Origin of the sequence: Microbacterium testaceum (assembly GCF_020781835.1) — a bacterium.
GTDB classification, from domain to species: domain Bacteria; phylum Actinomycetota; class Actinomycetes; order Actinomycetales; family Microbacteriaceae; genus Microbacterium; species Microbacterium testaceum_H.
Genome location: NZ_JAJGNJ010000002.1, coordinates 268,893 through 291,252, shown reverse-complemented (window position 1 = coordinate 291,252; position 22,360 = coordinate 268,893). Strand labels below are relative to the sequence as shown.

19 protein-coding genes are annotated in these 22,360 nt (G+C 70.4%); 10 read left to right on the top strand and 9 right to left on the bottom strand.

The window, feature by feature from the left end:
* The first annotated feature begins 1 nt into the window (after position 1).
* From LL239_RS03935 to nhaA, 3 genes are all read left to right on the top strand, one after another.
* A complete protein-coding gene (locus LL239_RS03935; protein ID WP_228162327.1) occupies positions 2 to 973 on the top strand; it encodes a glycoside hydrolase family 68 protein in 972 nt (323 codons plus the stop codon).
* A gap of 181 nt (positions 974 to 1,154) precedes the next feature.
* A complete protein-coding gene (locus tag LL239_RS03930) occupies positions 1,155 to 1,358 on the top strand; it encodes a hypothetical protein (RefSeq protein WP_228162143.1) in 204 nt (67 codons plus the stop codon).
* A 111-nt stretch (positions 1,359 to 1,469) separates the two neighbouring features.
* Positions 1,470 to 2,813: a Na+/H+ antiporter NhaA gene (gene nhaA, locus LL239_RS03925; RefSeq protein ID WP_228162142.1), complete on the top strand. Its 1,344-nt coding sequence runs from the start codon at positions 1,470 to 1,472 to the stop codon at positions 2,811 to 2,813.
* A gap of 12 nt (positions 2,814 to 2,825) precedes the next feature.
* Here the strand turns inward: nhaA and LL239_RS03920 are convergent, their stop codons facing one another.
* The 6 genes from LL239_RS03920 to LL239_RS03895 form a co-directional block, all read right to left on the bottom strand.
* The gene (locus tag LL239_RS03920; RefSeq protein ID WP_228162141.1) at positions 2,826 to 3,413 is read right to left on the bottom strand and encodes a hypothetical protein; all 588 of its coding nucleotides are present in this window, start codon (positions 3,411 to 3,413) and stop codon (positions 2,826 to 2,828) included.
* Positions 3,414 to 3,513: 100 nt separating this feature from the next.
* Positions 3,514 to 4,527, bottom strand: a complete 1,014-nt coding sequence (locus LL239_RS03915) for a LacI family DNA-binding transcriptional regulator (RefSeq protein WP_228162140.1) — start codon at positions 4,525 to 4,527, stop codon at positions 3,514 to 3,516.
* 145 nt (positions 4,528 to 4,672) lie between these two features.
* Positions 4,673 to 6,136, bottom strand: coding sequence for a GH1 family beta-glucosidase (locus LL239_RS03910; protein ID WP_228162139.1), 1,464 nt, complete (start codon positions 6,134 to 6,136; stop codon positions 4,673 to 4,675).
* 29 nt (positions 6,137 to 6,165) lie between these two features.
* Positions 6,166 to 7,071 carry a carbohydrate ABC transporter permease gene (locus tag LL239_RS03905; RefSeq protein WP_228162138.1) on the bottom strand — a complete coding sequence of 302 codons (906 nt, stop codon included), beginning with the start codon at positions 7,069 to 7,071 and terminating at the stop codon, positions 6,166 to 6,168.
* Positions 7,068 to 8,129 (bottom strand): carbohydrate ABC transporter permease, encoded by a 1,062-nt coding sequence (locus LL239_RS03900; RefSeq protein WP_228162137.1) that lies wholly within the window; start codon positions 8,127 to 8,129, stop codon positions 7,068 to 7,070. Before LL239_RS03900 ends, LL239_RS03905 begins: the two co-directional genes overlap by 4 nt.
* 76 nt (positions 8,130 to 8,205) lie before the next feature.
* Entirely contained in the window at positions 8,206 to 9,477 is a 1,272-nt protein-coding gene (locus tag LL239_RS03895; protein WP_228162136.1) for an ABC transporter substrate-binding protein, read from the bottom strand.
* A gap of 252 nt (positions 9,478 to 9,729) precedes the next feature.
* On the opposite strand from LL239_RS03895, the gene purS reads away from it, so the two are divergent.
* From purS to LL239_RS03860, 7 genes are all read left to right on the top strand, one after another.
* Positions 9,730 to 9,978: a phosphoribosylformylglycinamidine synthase subunit PurS gene (gene purS, locus LL239_RS03890; RefSeq protein WP_228162135.1), complete on the top strand. Its 249-nt coding sequence runs from the start codon at positions 9,730 to 9,732 to the stop codon at positions 9,976 to 9,978.
* Positions 9,975 to 10,682: a phosphoribosylformylglycinamidine synthase subunit PurQ gene (gene purQ, locus LL239_RS03885; protein ID WP_228162134.1), complete on the top strand. Its 708-nt coding sequence runs from the start codon at positions 9,975 to 9,977 to the stop codon at positions 10,680 to 10,682. The genes purS and purQ overlap by 4 nt, the downstream gene beginning before the upstream one ends.
* A 241-nt stretch (positions 10,683 to 10,923) precedes the next feature.
* A complete protein-coding gene (locus tag LL239_RS03880; protein ID WP_228162133.1) occupies positions 10,924 to 12,366 on the top strand; it encodes a response regulator transcription factor in 1,443 nt (480 codons plus the stop codon).
* A 24-nt stretch (positions 12,367 to 12,390) separates the two neighbouring features.
* A complete protein-coding gene (locus tag LL239_RS03875) occupies positions 12,391 to 13,119 on the top strand; it encodes a GntR family transcriptional regulator (RefSeq protein WP_228162132.1) in 729 nt (242 codons plus the stop codon).
* Positions 13,120 to 13,182: 63 nt separating this feature from the next.
* On the top strand, positions 13,183 to 13,677 hold the full coding sequence (locus LL239_RS03870) for an ureidoglycolate lyase (RefSeq protein WP_228162131.1): 495 nt from the start codon (positions 13,183 to 13,185) through the stop codon (positions 13,675 to 13,677).
* Positions 13,678 to 13,679: 2 nt separating this feature from the next.
* Complete coding sequence (locus tag LL239_RS03865) at positions 13,680 to 15,128, top strand: FAD-dependent oxidoreductase (RefSeq protein ID WP_228162130.1); 1,449 nt, start codon at positions 13,680 to 13,682, stop codon at positions 15,126 to 15,128.
* Positions 15,129 to 15,172: 44 nt separating this feature from the next.
* On the top strand, positions 15,173 to 16,096 hold the full coding sequence (locus tag LL239_RS03860; protein ID WP_228162129.1) for an NAD(P)-dependent oxidoreductase: 924 nt from the start codon (positions 15,173 to 15,175) through the stop codon (positions 16,094 to 16,096).
* A 7-nt stretch (positions 16,097 to 16,103) separates the two neighbouring features.
* Here LL239_RS03860 and LL239_RS03855 read toward each other — a convergent pair whose 3' ends face one another.
* The 3 genes from LL239_RS03855 to LL239_RS03845 all read right to left on the bottom strand — a co-directional run bounded on the left by LL239_RS03855 (position 16,104) and on the right by LL239_RS03845 (position 22,343).
* A complete protein-coding gene (locus LL239_RS03855; protein ID WP_228162128.1) occupies positions 16,104 to 16,895 on the bottom strand; it encodes a lytic transglycosylase domain-containing protein in 792 nt (263 codons plus the stop codon).
* A gap of 95 nt (positions 16,896 to 16,990) precedes the next feature.
* Positions 16,991 to 20,986, bottom strand: coding sequence for a beta strand repeat-containing protein (locus LL239_RS03850; protein ID WP_228162127.1), 3,996 nt, complete (start codon positions 20,984 to 20,986; stop codon positions 16,991 to 16,993).
* A 145-nt stretch (positions 20,987 to 21,131) separates the two neighbouring features.
* Complete coding sequence (locus LL239_RS03845; RefSeq protein WP_228162126.1) at positions 21,132 to 22,343, bottom strand: ROK family protein; 1,212 nt, start codon at positions 22,341 to 22,343, stop codon at positions 21,132 to 21,134.
* Between the last annotated feature and the right edge of the window lie 17 nt (positions 22,344 to 22,360).

Here is a 22,360-nt window from a genome sequence, read left to right as displayed (position 1 = left end):
CGTGTTCGACCTCGCCGATTCCTACGTGTGGGATTTCTGGTTCGCCGACGACGGCGACGCCTACCATCTGTTCTTCCTGTACGCCTCGCGCGCCCTGCACGACCCGGAGGACCGTCACTACCGCGCCTCGGTGGGGCACGCCGTCTCGACCGACCTGGTGTCGTGGAAGCGTGTCGCCGACGCGATCGTGCGCGGCGGGGCCGACGACTTCGATGCCCTCGCCACCTGGACCGGCTCGACCGTGCGCCGGGAGGACGGCACCTGGTTCCTCTTCTACACCGGCTCCCGTCTGGGCGACGACGGCCGCAACGTGCAGCGGATCGGGTTCGCGACCAGCGACGACCTGTACACATGGCACAAGAACCCCGCGAACCCGATCCTCGAGTCCGACGGCGATCGGTACGAGCGGCTCCCGCACACGCCGTGGCACGACGAGGCGTTCCGCGATCCGTGGGTGTTCGCCGACCCCGCGGGCGACGGCTGGCACATGTACGTCACGGCACGAGCGACCGAGGGCCCGGTGAACGGCCGAGGTGTCGTCGCGCACGCCGTCTCGCACGATCTGGAGCACTGGGAGCTGCGCGCGCCGGTCAGCACGCCGACCGACGACGGCTTCGGCCAGCTCGAAGTGACGCAGGTCGAAGAGGTCGACGGCCGTCCGGTCCTGCTGTTCTCGTGCATGCCGGCGCAGGCGACGGATGCCGTGCGCGCCCGGTACCCGCGCGGCGCGGTGTGGGCGGTCGCCGCCGACAGCGTTCTCGGCCCGTTCGACATCGCGTCGGCGACGCCTCTGACCGACGACGACCTCTACGTCGGCCGCCTGATCCGCGGTCGGGACGGGCGATGGCAGCTGCTGGCGTTCCGCAACGTCGGCCCCGACGGCCGGTTCGTCGGCGGCATCACCGACCCCATGCCCGTGGCCTGGGAGGGCGACCGTCTCGTCGTCCAGCAGCCCGCGACGCTGTCGGCCTGACCACGACCGGCGGGAACGCGCACGTCCCCGGTCGGGGCGTGCGCGTTCGGCGTCCTGGACGCCTGCACACCCGACGCCCGGCCGCAACCGGGTTCGGGGCGGGACCGTGAGCGGCTAGCGTCGACGGCCCCGGCGACGGCGGCCGGCCCGCCTCGCCCCCGACGACGAGAAAGGAGAGCCCATGGCATCCGGAACCGACCCCTCGCAAGCCGCGGCCGACGAGAACTCCTACGAAGGCGCCGACGTCGAGGTCTCGCCGTCGGACACCGACGGCGCGCCCAAGCCCGGCGGCCTCGGTACCGACGGGACGATCCCCGACTCTCCGAACGGCGTCGCGGCCGGCCGCTCCGACACCGCATCGAACTTCAACCCCGAAGAGGACTGACGCCGGCCGATCCGGCGGCCCGCGGGGTTCATCCAGACCACCCCGGTAGAATGGACGAGGCGTGTCGGGAAGTCTGGTCGACGATCTGTCGATCGACCCCGAAGGGATGCCATGACCGAGAACGACGTCCGAGCGCCACGCTGGCCGGGCTACGCCGAGGTCCACCGCGTCACCACGCTGCTGCGTCGCGAAGCGGTCGGCGGCATGCTGCTGGTGATCGCCGCGATCGCCGCGATCGTCTGGGCCAACTCGCCCGCCTCCGACGCGTATTTCGTCCTGCGCGACCTGCGCTTCGGCTATGAGCCGTGGCACCTGGAGCTGAGCGTGGGCGCGTGGGCGGCCGACGGCCTGCTCGCGATCTTCTTCTTCCTCGTCGGTCTCGAGCTCAAGCGAGAGATCGTGTCCGGGAGCCTGCGCCGGTTCAGCACGGCGATCGTGCCGATCACGGCCGCCGCCGCGGGTGTCGCCATGCCGGCGCTCATCTACGTCGTGATCGTGTCGTCGCAGCCGAGCCTGCTGGCCGGGTGGGCGATCCCCGCCGCGACCGACATCGCGTTCGCCGTCGCCGTGCTCGCCCTCGTCGGGTCGCACCTGCCCGGTCCGCTGCGCATCTTCCTGCTCACGCTCGCTGTCGTCGACGACCTCATCGCGATCGCGATCATCGCGCTGTTCTACACCAGCGACATCTCGCTGGTGCCGCTTGCGATCTTCGCGGTCCTCGTCGCCATCTACGGCGTCATCGCGCACCTCGGTCGCGCCTGGTTCGCACGGACACCGTGGGCCGCGTGGGTGGTGCTGCTGCCGATCGGCTTCGCGGCGTGGGCGTTCCTGCATGCCTCGGGCGTGCACGCGACGATCGCGGGCGTCGCGCTGGCGTTCACGATCCCGGTGGCTCCGTCGAAGCGTCGGCCCGAGATCCGCGGAATGGACCTCGCCGAGCAGTTCGAGCACCGCTTCCGCCCCCTGTCGGCGGGTGTCGCGGTGCCGATCTTCGCGTTCTTCGCCGCGGGCGTCGCGATCGGCGGTGCGGAGGGACTCACCCGGGCGGTGACCGACCCGGTGACGATCGGTGTCGTCGCCGGTCTCGTGCTGGGCAAGCCGCTCGGCATCCTGCTCGGGGTCCGCGTGCTCACGCTCGTGACGAAGGTGCGTCTCGATCCGGCGTTGAAGTGGATCGATCTGGCCGGCGTGGGCCTGCTCGCGGGCATCGGGTTCACGGTGTCGCTGCTGATCGCCGAGCTCAGCTTCCCCGCCGGTTCGCCGCACACCGACGACGCGAAGATCGCGATCATGGTCGCTTCGCTCCTGGCATCCCTCCTCGCCGCCAGCGTCCTGCTCGTGCGCAACCGTCGCTACAAGCAGCTCGCGGCGGAGGAAGAGGTGGATGCCGACGGCGACGACGTCCCCGACGTGTACCAGCAGCCGCTGCGGCGCGACCGCGCGACCGACGGCTGAGCGCCCCCGGACTCAGCCGAAGATCTGCGCCGCGATGTCGGACAGCCACGCCCGCGCGTTGACGTTCACGGTCTCGAGGTAGATCCACACGTCGTCGCACGCCACGATCACGTCTTCCGTGCCGGCGGCGTCACCCGGGCGCATGCAGTACTGCGCACCGAAGTCCTGTGCGGGCTGGCACTGGTAGCCGTCGGATGCCAGCGCGTCGAGCCCCTCCGTGACGTGGACATCGGTCGCGGTGCTGATGATCAGCAGGACGGCGGCCGCCTCCTCCTGGATCCAGTTGCACGACAGCGCCGTGCGGGCGTCGGCCGGCGCGGGGCGGATGAATCCGTCCGCGTGCTGGGCGGTGAGGTCGCCGACGGTCTCGGCCCGACTGCTCGCGGTGCCGAGCTCGTCACAGGATGCCGGGATGTTGGCCGCCACGCTGGCGGCCGTCACCGAGGGCGTGGGGCTGGGCGAGGCGCTCGGGGTCTCCACCGTCACGGTGGGAGTGGACGTCTCCGTCGCAACCGGCGCGGCCTCCTCGGCGGCGCATCCGGCCAGACCCGCGACGACGACCACGGTCGCGAGCGCGGCGGCCATTCTCCATCGACGCATCGTCGATCCTTCCGGCACCGGCGCGGATTCGGGTTTCGCGCGGTGTTGCGCTCAGGGTAGCGGCTCGCTCCATTGCATGTCGCCCGGGCGGCCGGAAGCCTCAAGCCGAGCCGCGCTCGATGATCTCGGTCGGCAGGATGGCGGTGTTCGGCGTCACGCGGCCGGCGAGCACCTCGAGCAGCATGGTGGCCATCTGGCGCCCCTGATCGTGCGACGGCTGCCGCACGGTCGTCAGCGCCGGCACGAGAGAGGTCGCGACCGCCGAGTCGTCGAACCCGATGATCGCGATGTCGCGCCCGGGTTCGTGCCCGTGCTCGCGGAGCGCCGAGTACGCGCCGCGGGCCATCAGATCGCTCGCGACGAACAGCGCGTCGGGAAGATCTCCGGATGCCAGGATCCGCCGCATCGCCGCGGCACCGCCGATCTCGGTGAAGTCACCGTCCTCCACGGCGACCGGTTCGAGTCCGGCTTCCTCGAGCACGTCGCGGAACCCCTGCAAGCGGTCGATGCCGGCGGGCATGTCCGAGGGCCCGGACACCGTCGCGATGCGACGGTGACCGCGATCGAGGAGGTAGCGGGTGGCATCCCGCCCGCCCTGCACGTTGTCGACGTCGACGTAGTGGTCGGTGGGACGCACACGCGCCGGGCGCCCGCCGTAGACGACGGGCACGGTGTCGGCGAGACGATCGACGAAGGTGTCGCTGGTGTGGTGCGAGGCCACGATCGCACCGTCGACGCTCCCGCCGCGCAGATACCCCAGCGCTTTGGCGCTGGCGTCGTCGCTGGCGATGAGCATGTTCATGACGTAGTCGGACTCCGCGATCACCTCGCCGATACCGGCGACGATCGAGCCGAAGAACGGGTCGCCGAAGAAGCGGTCGGTGTCCTCGGGGATGACGAGGGCGATCGCCCGCGTCTGTCGACTGGCGAGTGAGCGGGCCGCGCGATTGGGGACGTACTGCAGCTCCTCGATCGCGCGCCGCACGGCTTCCAACGCGGCCGGCGAAACGGCGGTCGAGCCGTTCACCACCCGCGACACGGTCGAACGCGAGACGCCGGCGCGCGCGGCGACCTCTTCGATGGTGGCGGCGCCTCGTGCAGGAGCAAGATCCATCGGTCTCCTCCCGGGCTCAGCGACGCGACGGTGCGCCGGATCACTCCCGGCGACGTTGCGAGCGTACTCCTCCGACGTCACGCGGATCCCGCTCGGCGCGGTCGGGTGATGCGCCGAGCGGATCAGCGCTCCCCGGGGATCGACGTCACGCGGGGATCACCGTCGCGGGCACCGCCAGCGCCCGCTCCGCAATGACCCGGGCGTACGCCAGACCCGAGTCCTTCACGGAACGTTCCTGCGTCGCATAGTCGACGTGGACGATGCCGAACCGCTTCTCGTAGCCCCAGGCCCACTCGAAGTTGTCCAGCAGCGACCAGTAGAAGTACCCGCGCACGTCGATGCCCTTGTCGACGGCATCCAGGATGGCGGCGAGATGCGCCTCCACGAACTCCACGCGCTCGACGTCGTGGATGCGTGTCTCGCCGTCCTCCACGACCGGGACGTCGTCGTAGGCGGCACCGTTCTCGGTGACGTAGAGGGCGACGCCGCGCTCGGCCGAGTACTCGTCGCTGACACGCTCGAGGAGGCGTGTGAGGCCGTCGGGCTGCACCTCCCACCCCATCGTCGTCCGGGGGAGGCCGCGGTCGTGCCAGTACAGGCTCTCGTGCGCCGGGAACGGCGAGGCGATGGCCCGCACGGTGGGGGCGTCGCCCGCGGGCGGGTTGACCACCGGCGGGGTGCCGCCGACGAACTCGCCGTGGTAGTAGTTCACGCCCAACGTGTCGATCGGGGTCGAGATGACGTCGAGGTCGCCGGGCTGCACGGCGTCCTGCCAGCGGCGTACGGCCTCGGCATCCACGTTCCGGAAGTCCTGGATGATGTCGGCCGGGTAGCTGCCCCGGAACACCGGGTCGAGGAACCAGCGGTTGAACTGGCCGTCGATGCGCCGCGCCGCGTCGAGGTCGGCGGGGTTGGCCGGGTCGACGGCGTCCGCCACCGTCAGGTTCAGCGTCAGCCCCAGGTTGAGCGAGGCGTCGCGGGCGCGCAGCTCGCGCACGGTCTGACCGTGTCCGAGCAGCAGATGGTGGGCGGCGAGCATGCCCTCGGCCTGCGAGTAGTGGCCGGGGGCATGGGCGCCGGCGGTGTAGCTGAGGAACGACGAGCACCATGGCTCGTTGAGCGTCGTCCACACGTTCACGCGATCGCCGAGGGCATCGTGCATATCGAGCGCGTACTCGGTGAACAGGTCGCTGGTCTCGCGGACAGCCCAGCCGCCGCCGTCCTGCAGCGCCTGCGGGAGGTCCCAGTGGTAGAGCGTCAGCCACGGCAGGATGCCGGCATCCAGGAGCTCGTCGACGAGACGCTTGTAGAAGTCGACGCCCTTCGGGTTGAGCGCTCCACCGTCCGGACGCACGCGCGACCACGAGGTCGAGAAACGGTACGTCTGCAGACCGAGACGCTTCATGAGCTGCACGTCGCCGCCGTAGCGGTGGTAGTGGTCGCACGCGACGTCGCCGTTGTCGGCGTTGATCACCGCGTCGGGGACGCGACTGAAGGCGTCCCAGATGGAGGCGGTGCGACCGTCCTCGAACGCCGCCCCTTCGATCTGGTACGCCGCCGTGGCGGCGCCGAAGAGGAAGCCCTCGGGAAAGGCTCGGGTGTGCGACATGGATCGGGTTCCTTCCGCGGGCGCAAGCGTCATCCCTTGACCGCCCCTTGCATGATGCCACTGACCAGTTGCTTGCCCGCGAAGACGAACAACAGCAGCAGCGGGATCGTCGACAGCAGCACGCCCGCGAGGACAATGGAGTAGTCGACGAAGTAGTTGGACTGCAGCAGCGAGAGCGCCACCGGCAGCGTCGGGTTCTGGCGGTCGAGCACGATGAACGGCCAGAAGAAGTTGTTCCACGCGCTGACGAACGTGAACAGGGCGAGCATCGCCGCGGCCGGGCGGGCCGCCGGCACCCCCACCGTGAGGAACGTGCGGAACGAGCTGGCACCGTCGACGCGCGCGGCCTCGATGAGCTCGTCGGGCGCCGCCTGACGCAGGTACTGCGTCATCCAGAACACGCCGAACGCGCTGGTCAGCGCCGGGATGATGATCGCACCGAGCTGACCGGTCCAGCCGAGCTCGCTGAACAGGATGTACAGCGGCACGACGCCGAGCTGCGTCGGCACGGCCATCGTCGCCACGACGAACACCAGCAGCCAGGGACCGCCGCGGAACCTCAGCTTCGCGAACGCCCAGCCGGCGAGCGTGGAGAAGAAGACGACGGATGCCGCGATCAGCCCCGAGCTGATGATGGAGTTCAGCAGCGCGGGCCAGAAGTTGACCGCGGGGTCGCCGATGACGGCGGCGGCGTTGGCGAAGAAGTTGCCGCCCGGGATCCACGACCGGTTCGCGTCACGGATCGTCGACGAGTCGCCCGAGCCGATCAGCAGCGACCAGTAGAAGGGGAACACGCTGGCCAGCAGCACGGCGCCCAGCGCCGCGTAGACGAACCAGCCCGGACGGGATCCGCGCACCGGGCGCGGGCGGCGGCGGGGCTTGGCGGGGAGCTCGGGGTCGACGAGCGACACGGGGACGGCGTTGACGGAACTCATCGGCCCGCCTCCTCTCGCTGCTGGATCTGCTTCTTGGCGGCACGCGCCTGGGCCCGGACCTCCCGGCGGGAACGCGCATCGCGGCGGCCCTCGTCGCGCACGAGCGAACGGGTGATGAACAGGTTGACGACGCCGATGGCGAGGATGATGAGGAACAGGATCCACGCGAGCGCCGCTGCCCGCCCGAAGTTCCACTCGCCCCAGCCGACGTTGTAGAGCCAGAGCGTGACGGTGAGCCACTGGTTGTCGGCGCCGCCGGTGCCGTACTGGTCGTACATGCGCGGCTCGTCGAAGATCTGCAGGCCGCCGATCGTCGAGGTGATGATGACGAAGATCAGGGTCGGCTTGAGGCTCGGCAGCGTGATCGAGAAGAACTGCCGCACCTTGCCGGCGCCGTCGACGGTCGCGGCCTCGTAGTACTCCCGGGGCACGGCCTGCATCGCCGCGAGCAGGATGAGGGTGTTGTACCCGGTCCAGCGGAAGTTCACCATCGTCGCGATCGCGATGTGGCTGGCGAAGGCGTCGGAGTGCCAGGGCACGGCCGGCAGGCCCAGGTTCTGCAGCGTGGTGTTCACGACGCCGTACTGGTCGCCGAACATGTTGCTGAAGATGAGGGCCACGGCCACGGGCGCCATGACGTAGGGGATCAGAACGCTCATCCGCCAGAACGTCTTGGCGCGGATGTTCTGGTCGAGCATCGCCGCGATGAAGATCGCCAGGATCAGCTGCGGGACGCTGGAGAGCAGGAAGATGCTGAAGGTGTTGCGCAGCGCGATCCAGAACTTCGGCTGGCTGAGCACCCAGGCGTACTGGTCGAACCCGATGAACTCCCCCGAGTTGCGCACCAGGTCCCAGTCCATGAACGAGATGACCGCGGTGTACGCGATCGGGAACAGGCCCGTGATCGCGAACAGGATGAAGAACGGCGAGATGTAGAGGTAGGGCGAGAGCTTCAGGTCCCACGCGCTGCGGCGCTTGCCGAAGCCGACGCGCCGGGGCTGGCGGTCACGCGCACCGGGCGTCGCTGCCCGGGCGGGTCGTTCGAGTGTGCTGGTCACGTTCTGTCTCCTCCAGGGGGACGGGCGACGGATGCCAGGGGCCGAAGCCGCAGCCCCTGGCATCCGATCGCGCGGGTCAGGACAGGGCGTCGACCTCGGTCGCCCACTGCTGCCACGAGCTGGCGGCATCCTGCGTGCCGTCTTCGACACGCGTGAGGGCCTTCTGCATGGCGTCATTGATCTGGAAGTAGAACTTCCCCTTGTACGGCGACACCTCGACCGCCTGCGCGCGCTCGGACAGCATCTCGCCGACCGGTGCGTCGTTGAAGTAGGCGTTGGTGCTGCTGAGCAGGGCGTCGGCCTCGAGGGCCTCGGTCTGGCTCGGGAAGGTGCCGGCGTTCTCGAACGCCTTGACCTGCGTCTCGGGGTCGGTGAGCCAGTCGGCGAGCTCCTGGGCGGCCTCGACGTTCGCTCCGTTGGCGGGGACGGTCAGGTACGACCCGCCCCAGTTGCCGGCGCCGCCGGGGAAGACGTTGGCGATGTCCCAGCCCGTGACCTCGGGGGCGTTGCCCTCGATGACGCCGAGCATCCAGCCGGGGCAGAGCATCGTGGCGAAGGCGCCGTTCGACAGCCCCGCGAACCAGTCGTCCGACCACTGGCCGAGGTGTGCCGACTGCGTCGCGCTGGCCGCGAGGACCTCGTCGTAGATCTTCTTCACCTCGGGGTTGCTGGTGGCGGTGATCTCACCGGTGTCGGGGTCCTCGTACGCGGCCTCGACCTGGTTGATCGCGCCCTGATAGGTGCCGCCGGCGGAGTCGAAGAACGCCTTGCCGGTCGCGGCGACGTACTGGTCGCCGACCTCGAAGTAGGTCGACCAGTCGCCCTGGAGGAGCGAGGCGACCTCCGCGCGGTCGGTGGGCAGGCCCGCCGCAGCGAACAGGTCGGAGCGGTAGCAGACACCCTCGGGGCCGATGTCGGTGCCGTAGCCGACGAGGTTGCCCTCGGGGCTCGTGGCGGCCTCGACCTTGTAGTCCAGCCAGCGGCTCTTCAGGTCCTCCGGCACGGGCGCGAGCAGGTCGGCGTACTCCATGACCTCGGGCAGCCAGTCGACCTCGATGGCTTCGATGTCGGCGAGGCCGGTCTTGCCGAGCTTCTGGAAGTAGTTCTCGCGGGCCTCGTTGCTGGTCGCGGCCTTGTTGTGGACGATCTTCACGTTCGGGTGCGCGTCCATGTACTCCTGAAGGAGCGCGTCCGTGTAGCCGAAGTCGTTGAACGTGGCGATGGTGAGGGTGACCTCCCCGTCGCCCGAAGCGGAGCCCCCTCCGCCGGAGCACCCGGCGAGAACGAGGGCGGAGGTGGAGGCGACGGCCGCGACGACCGCGGCGCGACGCAGGGCGCGTGATTTCACTGGACACTCCTTCGTGGTGGGCGACTCGGTGTGCTCCTGTGCACGGCGCTTCCCCGACCTCTGAACCGTGGGAGCGCTCTCACCGATCGCGACCGAGGCTATGGGATCGCTCCCAAAGTGTCAAGAGAGCGCTTCCACGGCGCCTTTCGGGTCGTGCGGCTCGGCGCGCACCGCGCGACGGGGAGCGTGGGATGCCCGAGAGGATGGCCCCGTAGAATGGCATCCACTGCCCTTCCGACACCTGGAGCTGGAATGCCCACCATCGTCGTCGACGTCATGCCCAAGGCCGAGCTTCTCGACCCGCAGGGAAAGGCGGTCGCCGGAGCCCTGTCGCGGCTGGGCGAGAACCGCTTCTCGGACGTCCGCATCGGCAAGCGGTTCGAGCTCACCGTCGAGGGCGACGTCGACGAGGCCACGCTGGCGCGCGCTCGTGAACTGGCCGACGAGATGCTCTCCAACGCGGTCATCGAGGACGTCGTGAACATCGAGGTCGTGGAGTGACCGCTCGCATCGGGGTCATCACCTTCCCCGGTTCGCTCGACGACCGCGACGCGCAGCGCGCCATCCGCCTCGCCGGCGGCGAGCCCGTGGCCCTCTGGCACGGAGAGCACGACCTGAAGGGCGTGGACGCCCTCGTCCTTCCCGGCGGCTTCAGCTACGGCGACTACCTGCGCGCGGGCGCCATCGCCGCGTTCGCGCCGATCATGTCCGAGGTGAAGGATGCCGCCGCGAAGGGTGTACCGATCCTCGGGATCTGCAACGGCTTCCAGATGCTCGTCGAGGCGCATCTGCTGCCCGGCGGTCTGATCCGCAACGCCCACCAGCAGTTCATCCGTCGCGATCAGCGTCTGCGCGTCGAGAACGCCTCGACCGCCTGGACCAACGCCTTCGGCGAGGGCGACGAGATCGTCATCCCGCTGAAGAACGCCGACGGCGGATACATCGCGGATGCCGAGACTCTGGCCCGCGTCAACGGCGAGGGCCTCGTCGCGTTCCGGTACCTGGGCGTGAACCCCAACGGCTCGCTCGACGACATCGCCGGCCTCACCAACGAGCGCGGGAACGTCGTCGGCCTCATGCCGCACCCCGAGCACGCCGTCGAGCCCGGCTTCGGGCCCGGCACCGCGGCCGCGATGCGCTCGGGGGTGGACGGCCTGGGCTTCTTCACCTCCGCGATCTCCGCCGTGGTCTCCGCCGCCGCTTAGCCCCTACCGGCAGGCCACACGCCCGCGCCGCGCGGGAGTTCACCCCGTGGGGCGGGACGAGGGCGGATCGTCCCCGAGTGACATAGTCTCGCTGTGGGGACGAGTCCGAGGGGGGCGACGTTCCCGCGGCCGATCGCGAACCCGAATCCGCGTCCGACCGCCCGTCCTGGGTGCCTGTCATTCCACGACGCGACCGCGCCCGCTCCCACGCGCGCGGTCGCGCTCGTGTCGCGGAGGTCACATGAGCGATTCCGATGGTTCCATCGCACCGAGCGCCGCACTGCGCGCCGCAGCCGCCCACACGTCCGTGCGACTCGAACCCGGTCACGGCCAGCCGCTGGCGCGGCATCTGTCGCTCCTGGCCGAAGCCGAACCGGGACGCACACCCCTGGTATGGACCGACACGCGCGCGATGCTCCTGTCGGCGATGCTCGTCGCCCGCGCCCGCAACGATGCCCTCGGCGAGGGGATGGATCTGGTCTCGCGGTACTTCGACTCCGGGCGCCTCACCCGTCCGGCCTCCCTCTCCGGTGCGGCCAGGTCCGGCTTGTTCGCCAGCGTCGCCGAGTACTGCGCGGCGGTCGGCTGGCCGCAGGTCGGCGGACACTACGCGTCCGAGGCTCTGTTGTTCGCCGAGACGCCGGAGCAGCGGTATCGCGCGCTGAGCGTCCAGGCACTGAATCTGGGCCTCAACGCCGAGTATCCCGCCGCCGCCCAGGCGATCGACGAGGCTCACCGGCTCTTCCGCTCGCAGGGCTGGGAGACGGGCGACATCTCCCACTGCCTCCTGCTGGGCGACGGCCTGGTCGCGGTCAGCCGCGCGGACACCACGCGCATGCGGGCGATCGCCGACGAGCTCGAGCACGCGCAGCCCGGCGACCCGTACTGGAGCTTCAGCGCCGGCATGATCCGAGTGACGACGCTGTTCATTGAGCGCGACATCGCCGAGGGCCTGGCCAAGACGTGGGAGATGCTGCACGGCTCGGGGCGCAGCCGCAGCTTCCGCATCGTGCGGGACCTCCTCCTCGGCCTCCATGCCGACATGCTGACCACGCAGGGCGAGTTCGACGAGGCGCTCGCCGTGCTCTCGAACGCGACGACCCATCCGGGACACGCCGTCTGCTTCCCGATGCAGCGCGCGGCGACGCTGCTGCAGATGGGCCGCGAGCGGGAGGTCATCGAGAGCACGAACGCCTGTGTCGCCCTCCACGACGAGCACTGTCTGCGCACGCTGACGCCGCTGCTGACGCGGCGCGCCGTCGCGTTCCTCCGACTGGGGAGCGAGAAGCGCGCGGTCCAGAGCATGGAGTCGGCGATCCTCCTCATCCAGCGCACGGGCGGCTCGGTCACCCCGTTCCTGATGATCCCGCTCGCTGACACCGAGCGGCTTCTCGACCTGGTGTCCGCGCACAACCCCGAACTGATCCCGACCATCGCGATGATGCGCCAGGTGCTCCCCGGCATCGCCGCCCGCTCCACGGCCACCGACGCTCTCGCCGTCCTCACCGCGACCGAGCGCGAACTCGCGCACCTGCTCACCTCGAGCCTCGGCCTGCCCGAGATCGCACGGGCGCGGAACGTCTCGCTGAACACCGTCAAATCACAGGTGCGGTCGATCTACGGCAAGCTGGGGGTATCGAGCCGGGAGGACGCCGTCGAGGTGCTGCAGCGTCCGGACGAGTGACCGAACCGACGCGAACGAGGGGCCATGCGCACGACAGACCAGGATGCCGTCATCGACAGGATCCTCGCGCTGTGGAGCGGCGACCTCGACACGTTGCCGTCCGAGCCGCGGCTCGCGGAGCTGACCGGGGCCAGCAGGGCCTCGGTGCGGGAGGCTCTCGTCCGACTCGAGGAACGCGGGTACGTGCACCGCACGCAGGGCACCCGCACGACTCCCAACCGGCGTCTGCCGGACGTCGGGCGTCGGATCGACGAGCAGTTCGACCACTCCCTGTCGATCCGCTCGGCCGGGTACGAGCCTCTGCTCGAGCTCGTGGCATCGGGGGTTCGCGTGCTCGAGGCCGACGACCCCGAACGGTTCGACGATCTCCCCGACGGCACCCGGGTGCTCCGCACGGTCAAGGTGTGGCGCGTCGACGGCGTGCCCTACGCCCTCGCCGAAGACCTCGTGCCCCTCGCCCGCGAGGCGGACCTGGACCCACGCCGACCGGTGTTCGACCTGGCGGAGGAGGCCAACGGCATCCGGGTCGCGTGGGAGACGATGTGGGTCGACGCGGTGGCCCTGGACGCCGAGCGCGCGGCGTTGCTGTCGACGGCGCCGGGCGTCCCGGTGGTCGAGATGACGTACTGCGGCTACGGGACCGGCGACGACGTCGGGTACTGGTCGCGTGAGGTGCAGGTGTCGGCGCCCTCCGGGCTGCGGAACGCCCTCATCCGACGCGTGCGGCACGACCGGGGCGTTTCGGAGTCGTAACGAGGGCGTGAACATGTCAGACAAGTGTCGCTACAACTTGTCTGACAGGGATAGTCTCGGGCTATGACCGAGCCGCTTCCCCTCCACACCCTGACCGCAGAGACCGTCAGCCCCGAGGCGTTCTCGCCCTTCGGCGTCATCCTCACACCGATGGCCGACGGCACACCCTTCACGTCCGAGGAGGCCGTGCTCGACGTCTCCGGCGGCATCCCGCGCTTCTACCTGATGTCACTCGAAGACAAGACGCCCGAGTTCACCCGTGTGACCCGACACCTGGAGACCACGCAGACCCTCATGGCCGTCGGCGACGTCGAGTGGACGATCGCCGTCGCACCGGCGGGCATCGACGAGCCGGGCCTGGACGACCTGCGCGCGTTCCGCATCCCGCCGCGCACGGCCATCACCATGCTCAAGGGCACGTGGCACGCCGGCCCGTTCTTCGCCGACCCGAGCATGGACTTCGTGAACCTCGAGCTCGACGACACGAACGTCACCGACCACCACAACTTCCGGCTCGACGACGCCTACGGCGTGCGCGTCGTCGTCGACGCCGAGTGAGCATGCTCGACCCGCTCCCCGATGCCACGACACGGCTCGCCGCCCTCGAGCGCGAGGCCGCGCACCAGGAGGCGGTGAGCGCCGGCGACGGCCGGTCCTGGGTGCGCGAGCGCAACGGTGAGCACCCCGTCGTCATCGTCGGGGGCGGGCAGGCCGGGCTCGTCCTCGCCCGCGGGCTGCGCCGGCGGGGCATCGACGACGTCGTGGTGCTCGACGCCGCCCCGGCCGATGCGACCGGGCCGTGGTCGACCTACGCGCGCATGCACACGCTGCGCACGCCGAAGGACATCGCCTGGCCGACGTGGGGCGTTCCGGCGGCGAGCCCCCGCGCGTGGTTCGAGGCGGTCTACGGCGAAGCCGCGTGGCACGACATCGAGTTCTTCCCCACCGTCGCCTGGCAGGGGTTCCTGCAGTGGTATCGCGCGGTCGCACGGATCGACGTGGTCGGCTCCACGACGGTCGCCGCCATCACCCCGACGAGTGTCGAGGGCCCGCTACGACTGCGGCTGGAAGGGCCCGACGGGTCGTGGGTGCTGGAGGCACGCCACGTCGTGCTCGCGACCGGGATCGAGGGCGCGGGCGGCAGGCACATCCCCGAGCTGCTGGCCGGGCTGCCGCAGGACCGGGTGCACCACACCCACGACGCGATCGACTTCGCCGCCCTCGCCGGGAAGCGCATCGGCATCCTCGGCGCGGGGACGGGGGCCTTCGACAACGCCGCGACCGCGCTCGAGCACGGCGCGGCATCCGTCGACGTTCACATGCGACGGCCGGCGATGCCACAGGTCAGCCCTTACCGGTGGATGGAGTTCGCCGGGCTCATCGAGAACTACGGCTCCTTCACCGACGCGCAGAAGTGGGCGTTCAACGTGCACCTGTCCGCGGTCGACCAGCCCGCGACGCAGAACGCGATCTGGCGCGCCCACGCCTTCGACGGCTTCCGGTTCCTCACCTCGTCGCCGTGGCGATCCGTCGAGTGGGACGGCACCGACATCGTCGTGACGACGCCGCTCGGCATCCATCGCTACGACGTCGTCATCGCCGCGACGGGGATCGTGGCGGATCTGTCGCGACGTCCCGAGCTGGCGGCGGTGGCGTCGGATGCCGCCGTGTGGAGCGACCGCCTCACCCCGGCCCAGGTCGCCGAGAACCCGGGACTGGCGTCCTTCCCCTACCTCGACGACGACTTCGGGCTCGTCAGCCGCAGCGCGCCCGACGGGTCAGCGTTGTCGCGCATCCACCTGTTCAACCACGGCGCGCGGATCAGCCAGGGCATGCTGAGCCATCAGATCCCCGGTCTCGTCGGCGGTGCCACCAAGCTCGCCGCGGCGCTGTCGCGGCGGCTGTTCGCCCGCGACGCGGACGCCCTGCTGACGGAGTACCTCGCGTACGACGTCCCGGTCGGCGTGCACATCGGTCGGCGGCCGGTGCCCGCGGACGTCGCCGGCTGAGGCGGGCGGCCCGCCCCCGGGACCGCGCGGGTAGCGTGGATCGGGTGACTTCCTCGCTGATCGTGTCCGTGCCCACCGCGCAGCTCCGCGACGATCTGCAGCCGGTCCCCGAGGGCGCGGAAGTGCTCGTCTGGGACATGACGGATGCCGCGCCCCGCCCCCACATCGACATCGTGGTGCCGCCGTACATGTCGATGGACGGTGTCATCGCGCGGCTGTCCGAGGTGACCACGCGGCTGGTGCAGGGCCAGTCCATCGGGTACGACAACGTCGAGGGGCGTCTCCCCGCGGGCCTGGTGTTCGCCAACGCCACGAGCGTGCACGAGACGGCCACCGCCGAGCTCGCCGTCGCCCTGGCTCTGGCGGCTCAGCGGGCGCTGCCCGACTTCGTGCGCGCGCAGGACCGCGCCGAGTGGAAGGGACGGTGGATGCCGGGGCTCGCCGACGCGCGCGTGACGCTGCTCGGTTTCGGCGGCGTCGGCCGAGCGATCGCGGCACGCCTGAAGCCGTTCGAGGTGGAGCTGCGCGCCGTCGCGTCGCACGGTCGGCTGCAGGACGACGTCGAGGTGCTCCCCCTCGGCGAGCTGTACGACGTGCTCGCCGAGACCGACGTGCTGATCACGTCACTGCCGGGTGGCGAGAAGACGCAGCACCTCCTCGACGACGCCGCCCTGTCCGCCCTGCCCGACGGCGCCCTGGTCGTGAACGTCGGTCGCGGTCCCGTCGTCGACACCGACGCTCTCGTCGACCACGTCCGGCGCGGACGGCTGCGCGCGGCCCTGGACGTCACCGACCCGGAGCCGCTGCCCGCCGACCATCCGCTGTGGTCGCTCGACGGGGTGCTCATCGCCCCGCACGTCGGTGGCGCGACCGACGCCATGCGGCCGCGCATCGCGCGGCTCGTCCGTCGCCAGATCGACCATCTCCTCGCGGGCGAGGAGCCCGAGAACGTGGTGCTGCGCAGCTGAGCCGCGCTCAGCCCGCGACGCGCGCGGCATACGCGTCGGCCGTGGCGGCGACGTCGTCGACGTAGCTGTCGAGGTGGTTGTACGAGAAGACCGCCCGCCGCCAGCCGGAAGCGCTCGTCATCTCGCCGGCGGCGCACAGGTAGCGGCCGGCCGCGAGCGCGGCGTCATCGATCTGGTTCGGGTCGGCCACGCCGTCTCCGTCGCCGTCGGCTCCCCACTTCTGCCACGTCGACGGGATGAACTGCAAAGGACCCACGGCGCGGTCCCACACGGCATCCCCGTCCCAGACTCCGCCGTCCGTGTCGGAGATCGCCGCGCTCGCACTGCCGTCCAGGGGGATGCCGCGGATCGCGGGCTGCGGATGCCCGGCGTCGTCGAGGCGCCCACCGGAGTGCGTGCCGTGCGCGGACTCGATCGCCCCGATGCCCGCCAGGGTGTTCCAGCCGAGCCCGCACGCCGGCTGCTCGGCCTTCAGGGTCAGAGCGGCCGAGGCGTACGCGCGGAGGGCGCGCTCCGGGATGCCCGTGGCAAACGCCGTGCGGCCGGTCCACGCCGGGTCGGCGGCGACGAGCGACGCGCGGGGGCCACCGGGGAGCGGGACCGTCGACGTGTTCCCCGCGGGCACGGCATCCGATGCCTCCTCCGGAGCGACCGCGGCGATGCGCTCCTGCGCGGGTCGCTCGCTTCCCGCGACGTGCGCGGACGCGATGAGCGCGATGCCGACACCGACGAACAGCACCGCCGCGACGACGGCGAGCATCGAGGACCACGAGCGATCGCGATCGACGTCGGCTTCCACGTGGACCTTCCCCCAGCGCCGCACGGTCAGCGGACGCCGGAGGAAAGGTAGCCGGGTGGATCAACGGGACGGTGAACGCCGCCCGTCGATCCCCGTCACCGCTGGTCCCAGGGCGTCGGGCTCCCCGCGTACCGGATCGACAGTACGCCGGACGTGTACGACGATCCGGGCTCGAGGTACACCCCCTGCCACTCCCCGGCCGCGGGTTTGGTCGACGTGCTGTTGTTGTTGGTGTCGCCGAGGACGGTGTCATCGTTGATCGAGGTGAGGATGACGGGGGATGCCGTCGTCCCCTTCCCGATGAGCTTGCCCTGCACGCTGATCCCGCCGCCGTCCGCGACCTTGATGGCCGTCCCGGCGGACAGGGTGAGCGTCAGCCCCTTCGGGATCGTGAACCAGTTGTTCAGGACGAGCGGGAAGGCCGTCCCGAACGAACCGAGCGTCGCTGTCGCCGACAACTCGCCGTTGATGGCGACCGCGTTGCCCGCGACACCGCCGTTCCCGGATCCCGTGTTGCCGCTGAGCTTGCTCGGGTCGAGCGGACCCGTGACCTCGATCGCGTTGCCCGCCGCGCCGGTGACGGTGTTGCCCGTCACGACCGGGACAGGCTGGGGCGAACCCGTGAACGCGGCGTTGGTGACGTCCACGTGGATGCCTTGCTCGCCGGCCCGCGTGATGGTGTTGCCGGTGATCGACACAGTGCGGGTGCCCTGGTTGACAGCGGTCTGGCCGACGCTGGCGAAGATCCCCTGATAGTAGGTGTCGCTGATCGTGGAAGCCGTGACACTCAGAGTCTTTGCATTGCCGCTGTAGATTCCTGTCGCGGCGAATGCCGACGTCATGCCGGCGGCCGTCAGCGATGCGTTCTCCTGCACGTATATGCCTTGCCATGCGTAGGGGCTGCCCGTGGATGGCCCGTCGCCGTTGGTGTCGCCGCCGATCGAGTCGTCGCTCCAGGCCGTGAGCCGCACGGGTGCGTCGCTGGTTCCGGCGATGACGAGCGAGCCGTAGACATCGATCCACGAGCCGGTCACCTTCCCGACGGTTCCCGCCGCGAGCGTGAGGGATTTCTTCGCGGGCACGGACACACCATCGAAGACGTACGCGAGCCCGGCGGAGGGCTTCACGGTGCCCGATATCTCGCCGCTCAGTCGGATGCCGTTCGTCCCGTTCCCCGAGCCGGTGATACGGGTGAGGGTCACAGCGTCCAACGGTCCCGCTCCGATGGAGAGCGCATCCCAATAGCTGCCGTCGATCTGCACATCGGTGAGTTCGAGCTTCTGCGGCGTCAGCACCTGGATGCCCGTCGCCGCGTAAGCGACCCTCAAGGACGCTGCGGTAAATGTGCTAGTCGACTTGATGCCGAGCCCGCCCCAGTCCCAGGGGGCGCCCTTCGTGGCCGTCTTATCGCCGTTGGTGTCACCGCCGACGGTGTCGTCGGTGAGGGAGGTCATCACGACGGGGGATGCAGGCGTGCCCGCCACGGTCAGGCTGCCATACACGTCGAACCCTGCCATATATGACTTGACGACGGCGCCCGCGGCAACTGTCAGGGCCTTGTCTCGGGCGACCGCCGCTGTATCGCCCAACACCCACGGAAAGCTCGGGTTGGCGGGGAGCGTGCCGACGATGCTGCCACTGTTCAACCGGATGCCGTTGAGCCCATTGCCGCTCCCGGTGACACCGGTCCAGTTCGAGACGTCGATGGTCGCGCCGTCGACGGAAGCGGCGTCCCACTGGCTGTTGTCGATGCGCACGTTGGCGACCGTCAGTGGCTTCGCGTCGTGCGCCGATATACCGGTGGCGGCGTAGGCGATCCGCGCCTCCTTGATGGTGATCGCGGCGTCCGCGTTGACGGAGATCCCATTCCAGTCTGAGGGGGCGGCTTTGGTGGCCGTCTTGTCGCCGTTGGTGTCGCCGCCGACGGCGTCATCCTGGGTGGAGGTGAAGCTGACGGCGGCGGCAGACGTGCCGTTCACGATCAGCGCGCCGTACACGTCGATCCCTCCGTACGTCGACTTCACGACGGTGCCTCCGGCGATCGTCAGTGTCTTGCCCGCCGGCACCGTGAGGCCTCCGTCGACCACATACAGATCGCCCGCCGCGCTCGACCACGTCGTACTGGCGGCGAGATCTCCCGACACCGGCTTGAGCTGCCACACGCGCTGTCCGAGGCTCGTCGCCACGGCCGTGACGTACCCCGCCTGCGAACCGGTGACGCGCACGGTGAGGGTCTTGCCCTTGTCTGCCGCGACCGTGGTGTAGGCCGAGGAGGTCGCGCCCGTAATGGCGGTTCCATCGCGCAGCCACTGGTAGGCGAGGGCCACCGGTGACGGTGCCCATGTACCTGCGACCGCGGTCAGTCTCTGTCCAACCAGGGGCGTTCCGGAGATCTTCGGCGTCGGAGTCGCCGTCAGCAACTTCAGCACGGGAGCCGCCGCGCTCGTCACCGTCTTGCTCGTGTACCCGTTCTTCACGGCGGTGACCGCCACCGAGAGACTCTTCCCGCCGTCGCCGGCAACGGGGGTGTAGCTGCTCCCCGTCGCACCCGCGATCGGGGCGCCGCCGATGAGCCACTGGTAGGTGTAGCTCGTGGGGACCGGCGCCCACGTGCCGGGATCGACCGTGACCGCCTGGCCGACCTGGGCCGTGCCCACGAGGGAGGGGGTCGGAGCGGACGTGAACAGCAGCGGCACGGTCACACCGGCGCTGGACACCGCCTTCGTGATGTAGCCGGTGCGCGTGCCGGTGACCCGGACGGTGAGAGTCTGGCCCCGGTCGCCGTCGGCTACCGTGTAGGTCGTCGTGGTGGCCCCGCTGATCGCCGTCGCCCCGCGGTACCACTGGTACTTCAGGGTCGCCGTCGGCTGCCAGGTCCCGGCGGTCGCGGTGAGCCTGCTGCCGGGCTCGGGCGTTCCACTCACCGAGGGAGTCGGGGCCGTCGTGAATGGGATGAGGACCGTGGATGCCACGCTCGTCGCCGAAGCGGAGGCGTAGCCCGTCTTCATTCCGGTGACGGTCACCGTCACCTTCTTGCCCGCCGCCGTCGATGGGATGACGAACCGCGCGGACGTGGCCCCGGCGACCGGCGTCCCGTCGACCGCCCACTGGTACGTGAACGAATCCGGCGTCGGAGTCCAGGTGCCCGTTGCCGCCGTCAGCGTCTGCGCGGTCTGGAGGGTACCCGAGACCGTCGGCACCGGTGCGGCGGTGAAGGTGTTCAGAATCATCGTCGCCGCACTCGCCTTCGTCGTCGTGATGTAGCCCGACGCGCTCCCCGTGGTGCGTACGGTGATGCTCTGACCGCGGTCGGCATCCACGACCACGTAGGTCTTGGCGGTCGCTCCTGTGATCGCCGTCGATCCACGGAACCACTGGTACGTCACCTGCGCGGTGGGCAACCACGATCCGGGGTCCGCGGTGAGCGTGTTCCCCGACGTCGGGGTTCCGGTGATCGTCGGCAGCGGCGCCGTCGTGAACGGGCGAAGGACGGTCAGCGCTGTGCTCGTCGCCGAGGCGCTGGTGTAGCCCGCCTTGGTGCCGGTCACGGTCACGGTGACCTTCTTGCCGGCGTCGGAGGTGCGCAGGGTGAAGACCGCCTTGGTCGCCCCGGAGACGGCCGTGCCGTCGATCGACCACTGATACGCGAAGGCATCGGGGACCGGTGCCCACGTCCCCGTCACGGCCGTCAGCGTCTTGCCGCTCTGCAGCGTTCCCGTCACGGTCGGGACCGGAACGGTCGTGAAGGCCGCACCGACGGTGATGGCGGTGGACTCCCGCGTCCCCGTCACCACCGCGGTGATCGCCTTGCCGGCGTCGTCGGCCGTCAGCGTGTACGACGTCCCCGTGGCCCCGGGAATGGGCTGTCCGTTACGCCGCCATTGATAGCTCAGGCCCACCGGTGCGCCGCCCCATGCGCCGGGAGCGACGGTCAGGGTGCTGCCGACGACGGGCGTCCCGGTGACCGTGACGCCGGCATCCTCCGCATGCGCAGGTGGGGTCGCGGCGAGCATCACCCCCGCGACCGCCAGCAAGAGGACGGCGACGACGCCGAGAAACCCCACACGAACCGAGCGCGACGACGCGACCATTGATCGTTCCCCTGAGATCAGCAGTGGTGCGCACCCGTTCCCCCGAACGTGCGTCTGCTGGGGAGAACGTAGGGCAGCGGGCCGAAAAACGCAATGAACCCGCCGTGAACAGAAACAGGTCGGACCGGGCGACGGTCGACCGGCGTCAACCGCGGAAGCCCGCGGGGTTGGCCAGCAGGTCGGCGAAGGCGAGTTCGGCCGGACCGATGAGCATCAGGCGCGAACGCAGGTGCGCGCGCTCCAGCCGGATCGTGCGGCCCTCCGCCCCCAGCGGATGCACGCGCACCGCCTCGGCCAGGCGCTCACGGCTCACCGACAGCAGGGCACCGAGGTAACCGGACAGCACCACGGTCTCGGGGCTGAACGCGTTGACGAAGTTCGTCAGGGCGAGCGAGAGCACCTCGACCTGGCGCGTGACCTCCGCCATCACCCGCGGATCCCGGGCGACGCCGAGCTCGACGTCGAGCTCGTCTTCGTCGAGCTTGCGGCGACCCAGCAGCGGCTCCAGCAGGTCGAGCCGCACCTCCGCCTCCAGGCATCCCTTCCGCCCGCACACGCACGCGCGCCCGCGCGGATCGACGACCGTGTGCCCGAGCTCGCCGGCGTACCCCGAGGTCCCGCGCAGCAGCGTGCCGTCGATGATGAGCCCGCCGCCGATGCTGTGCATCGCGCCGCCGAGGTACAGCAGGTTCGACACGCCGACCCCCACACCGAAGCGCGACTCGGCGAGGGCACCGATGCTCGCGTCGTTGCCGGCGGAGACGGGGATGCCGAGCTCGTCGCTCAGCCGCGCGGCCACCGGATCGCGCCGCCACCCGAGGGTTGGCGACACCAGCACGGAACCGTTGGCGTTCACGAGCCCCGGCACGGCGAGGCCCGCACCGATCACCCGGTAGTGCCGGTCGATGTCGGCGCGCATCGCCTCGACCGACGACGCGACGATCTGCACGAAGCGCCGGGGAGAGGGGGCGCTCGCGGTGTCGTGGCGCAGTCGCGCGTGGACGACTCCGCCGAGCCCGACCAGGGCGACGGTGACCGCGTGGGGCTCCGCCCGGACGCTCAGCGCGGAGACGTGGTCCTCGGGCTCGATGTCGAGCGTGGGGCGGCCGACCTTGCCGGTGCGCTCACCGGCGGCGACCTCACGGACGAGCCCCAGCTCGGTCAGTTCCATCACCAGGCCGGTCACGGTCGACCGGTTCAGGCCGATCGTGGCCCCGAGCTGCGCCCGTGAGAGCGCTCCCCGCAGGTGGAGCAACGAGAGCACGGACGCGAGGTTCTGCTGCCGGATGAGGTCGTTGGTCGTACGACCGGCGGGTGGTGCGAGCGGCGTCGCGGGCTCGAACACGGCAGGGGTCATGAGGGGAGCACCTCTCC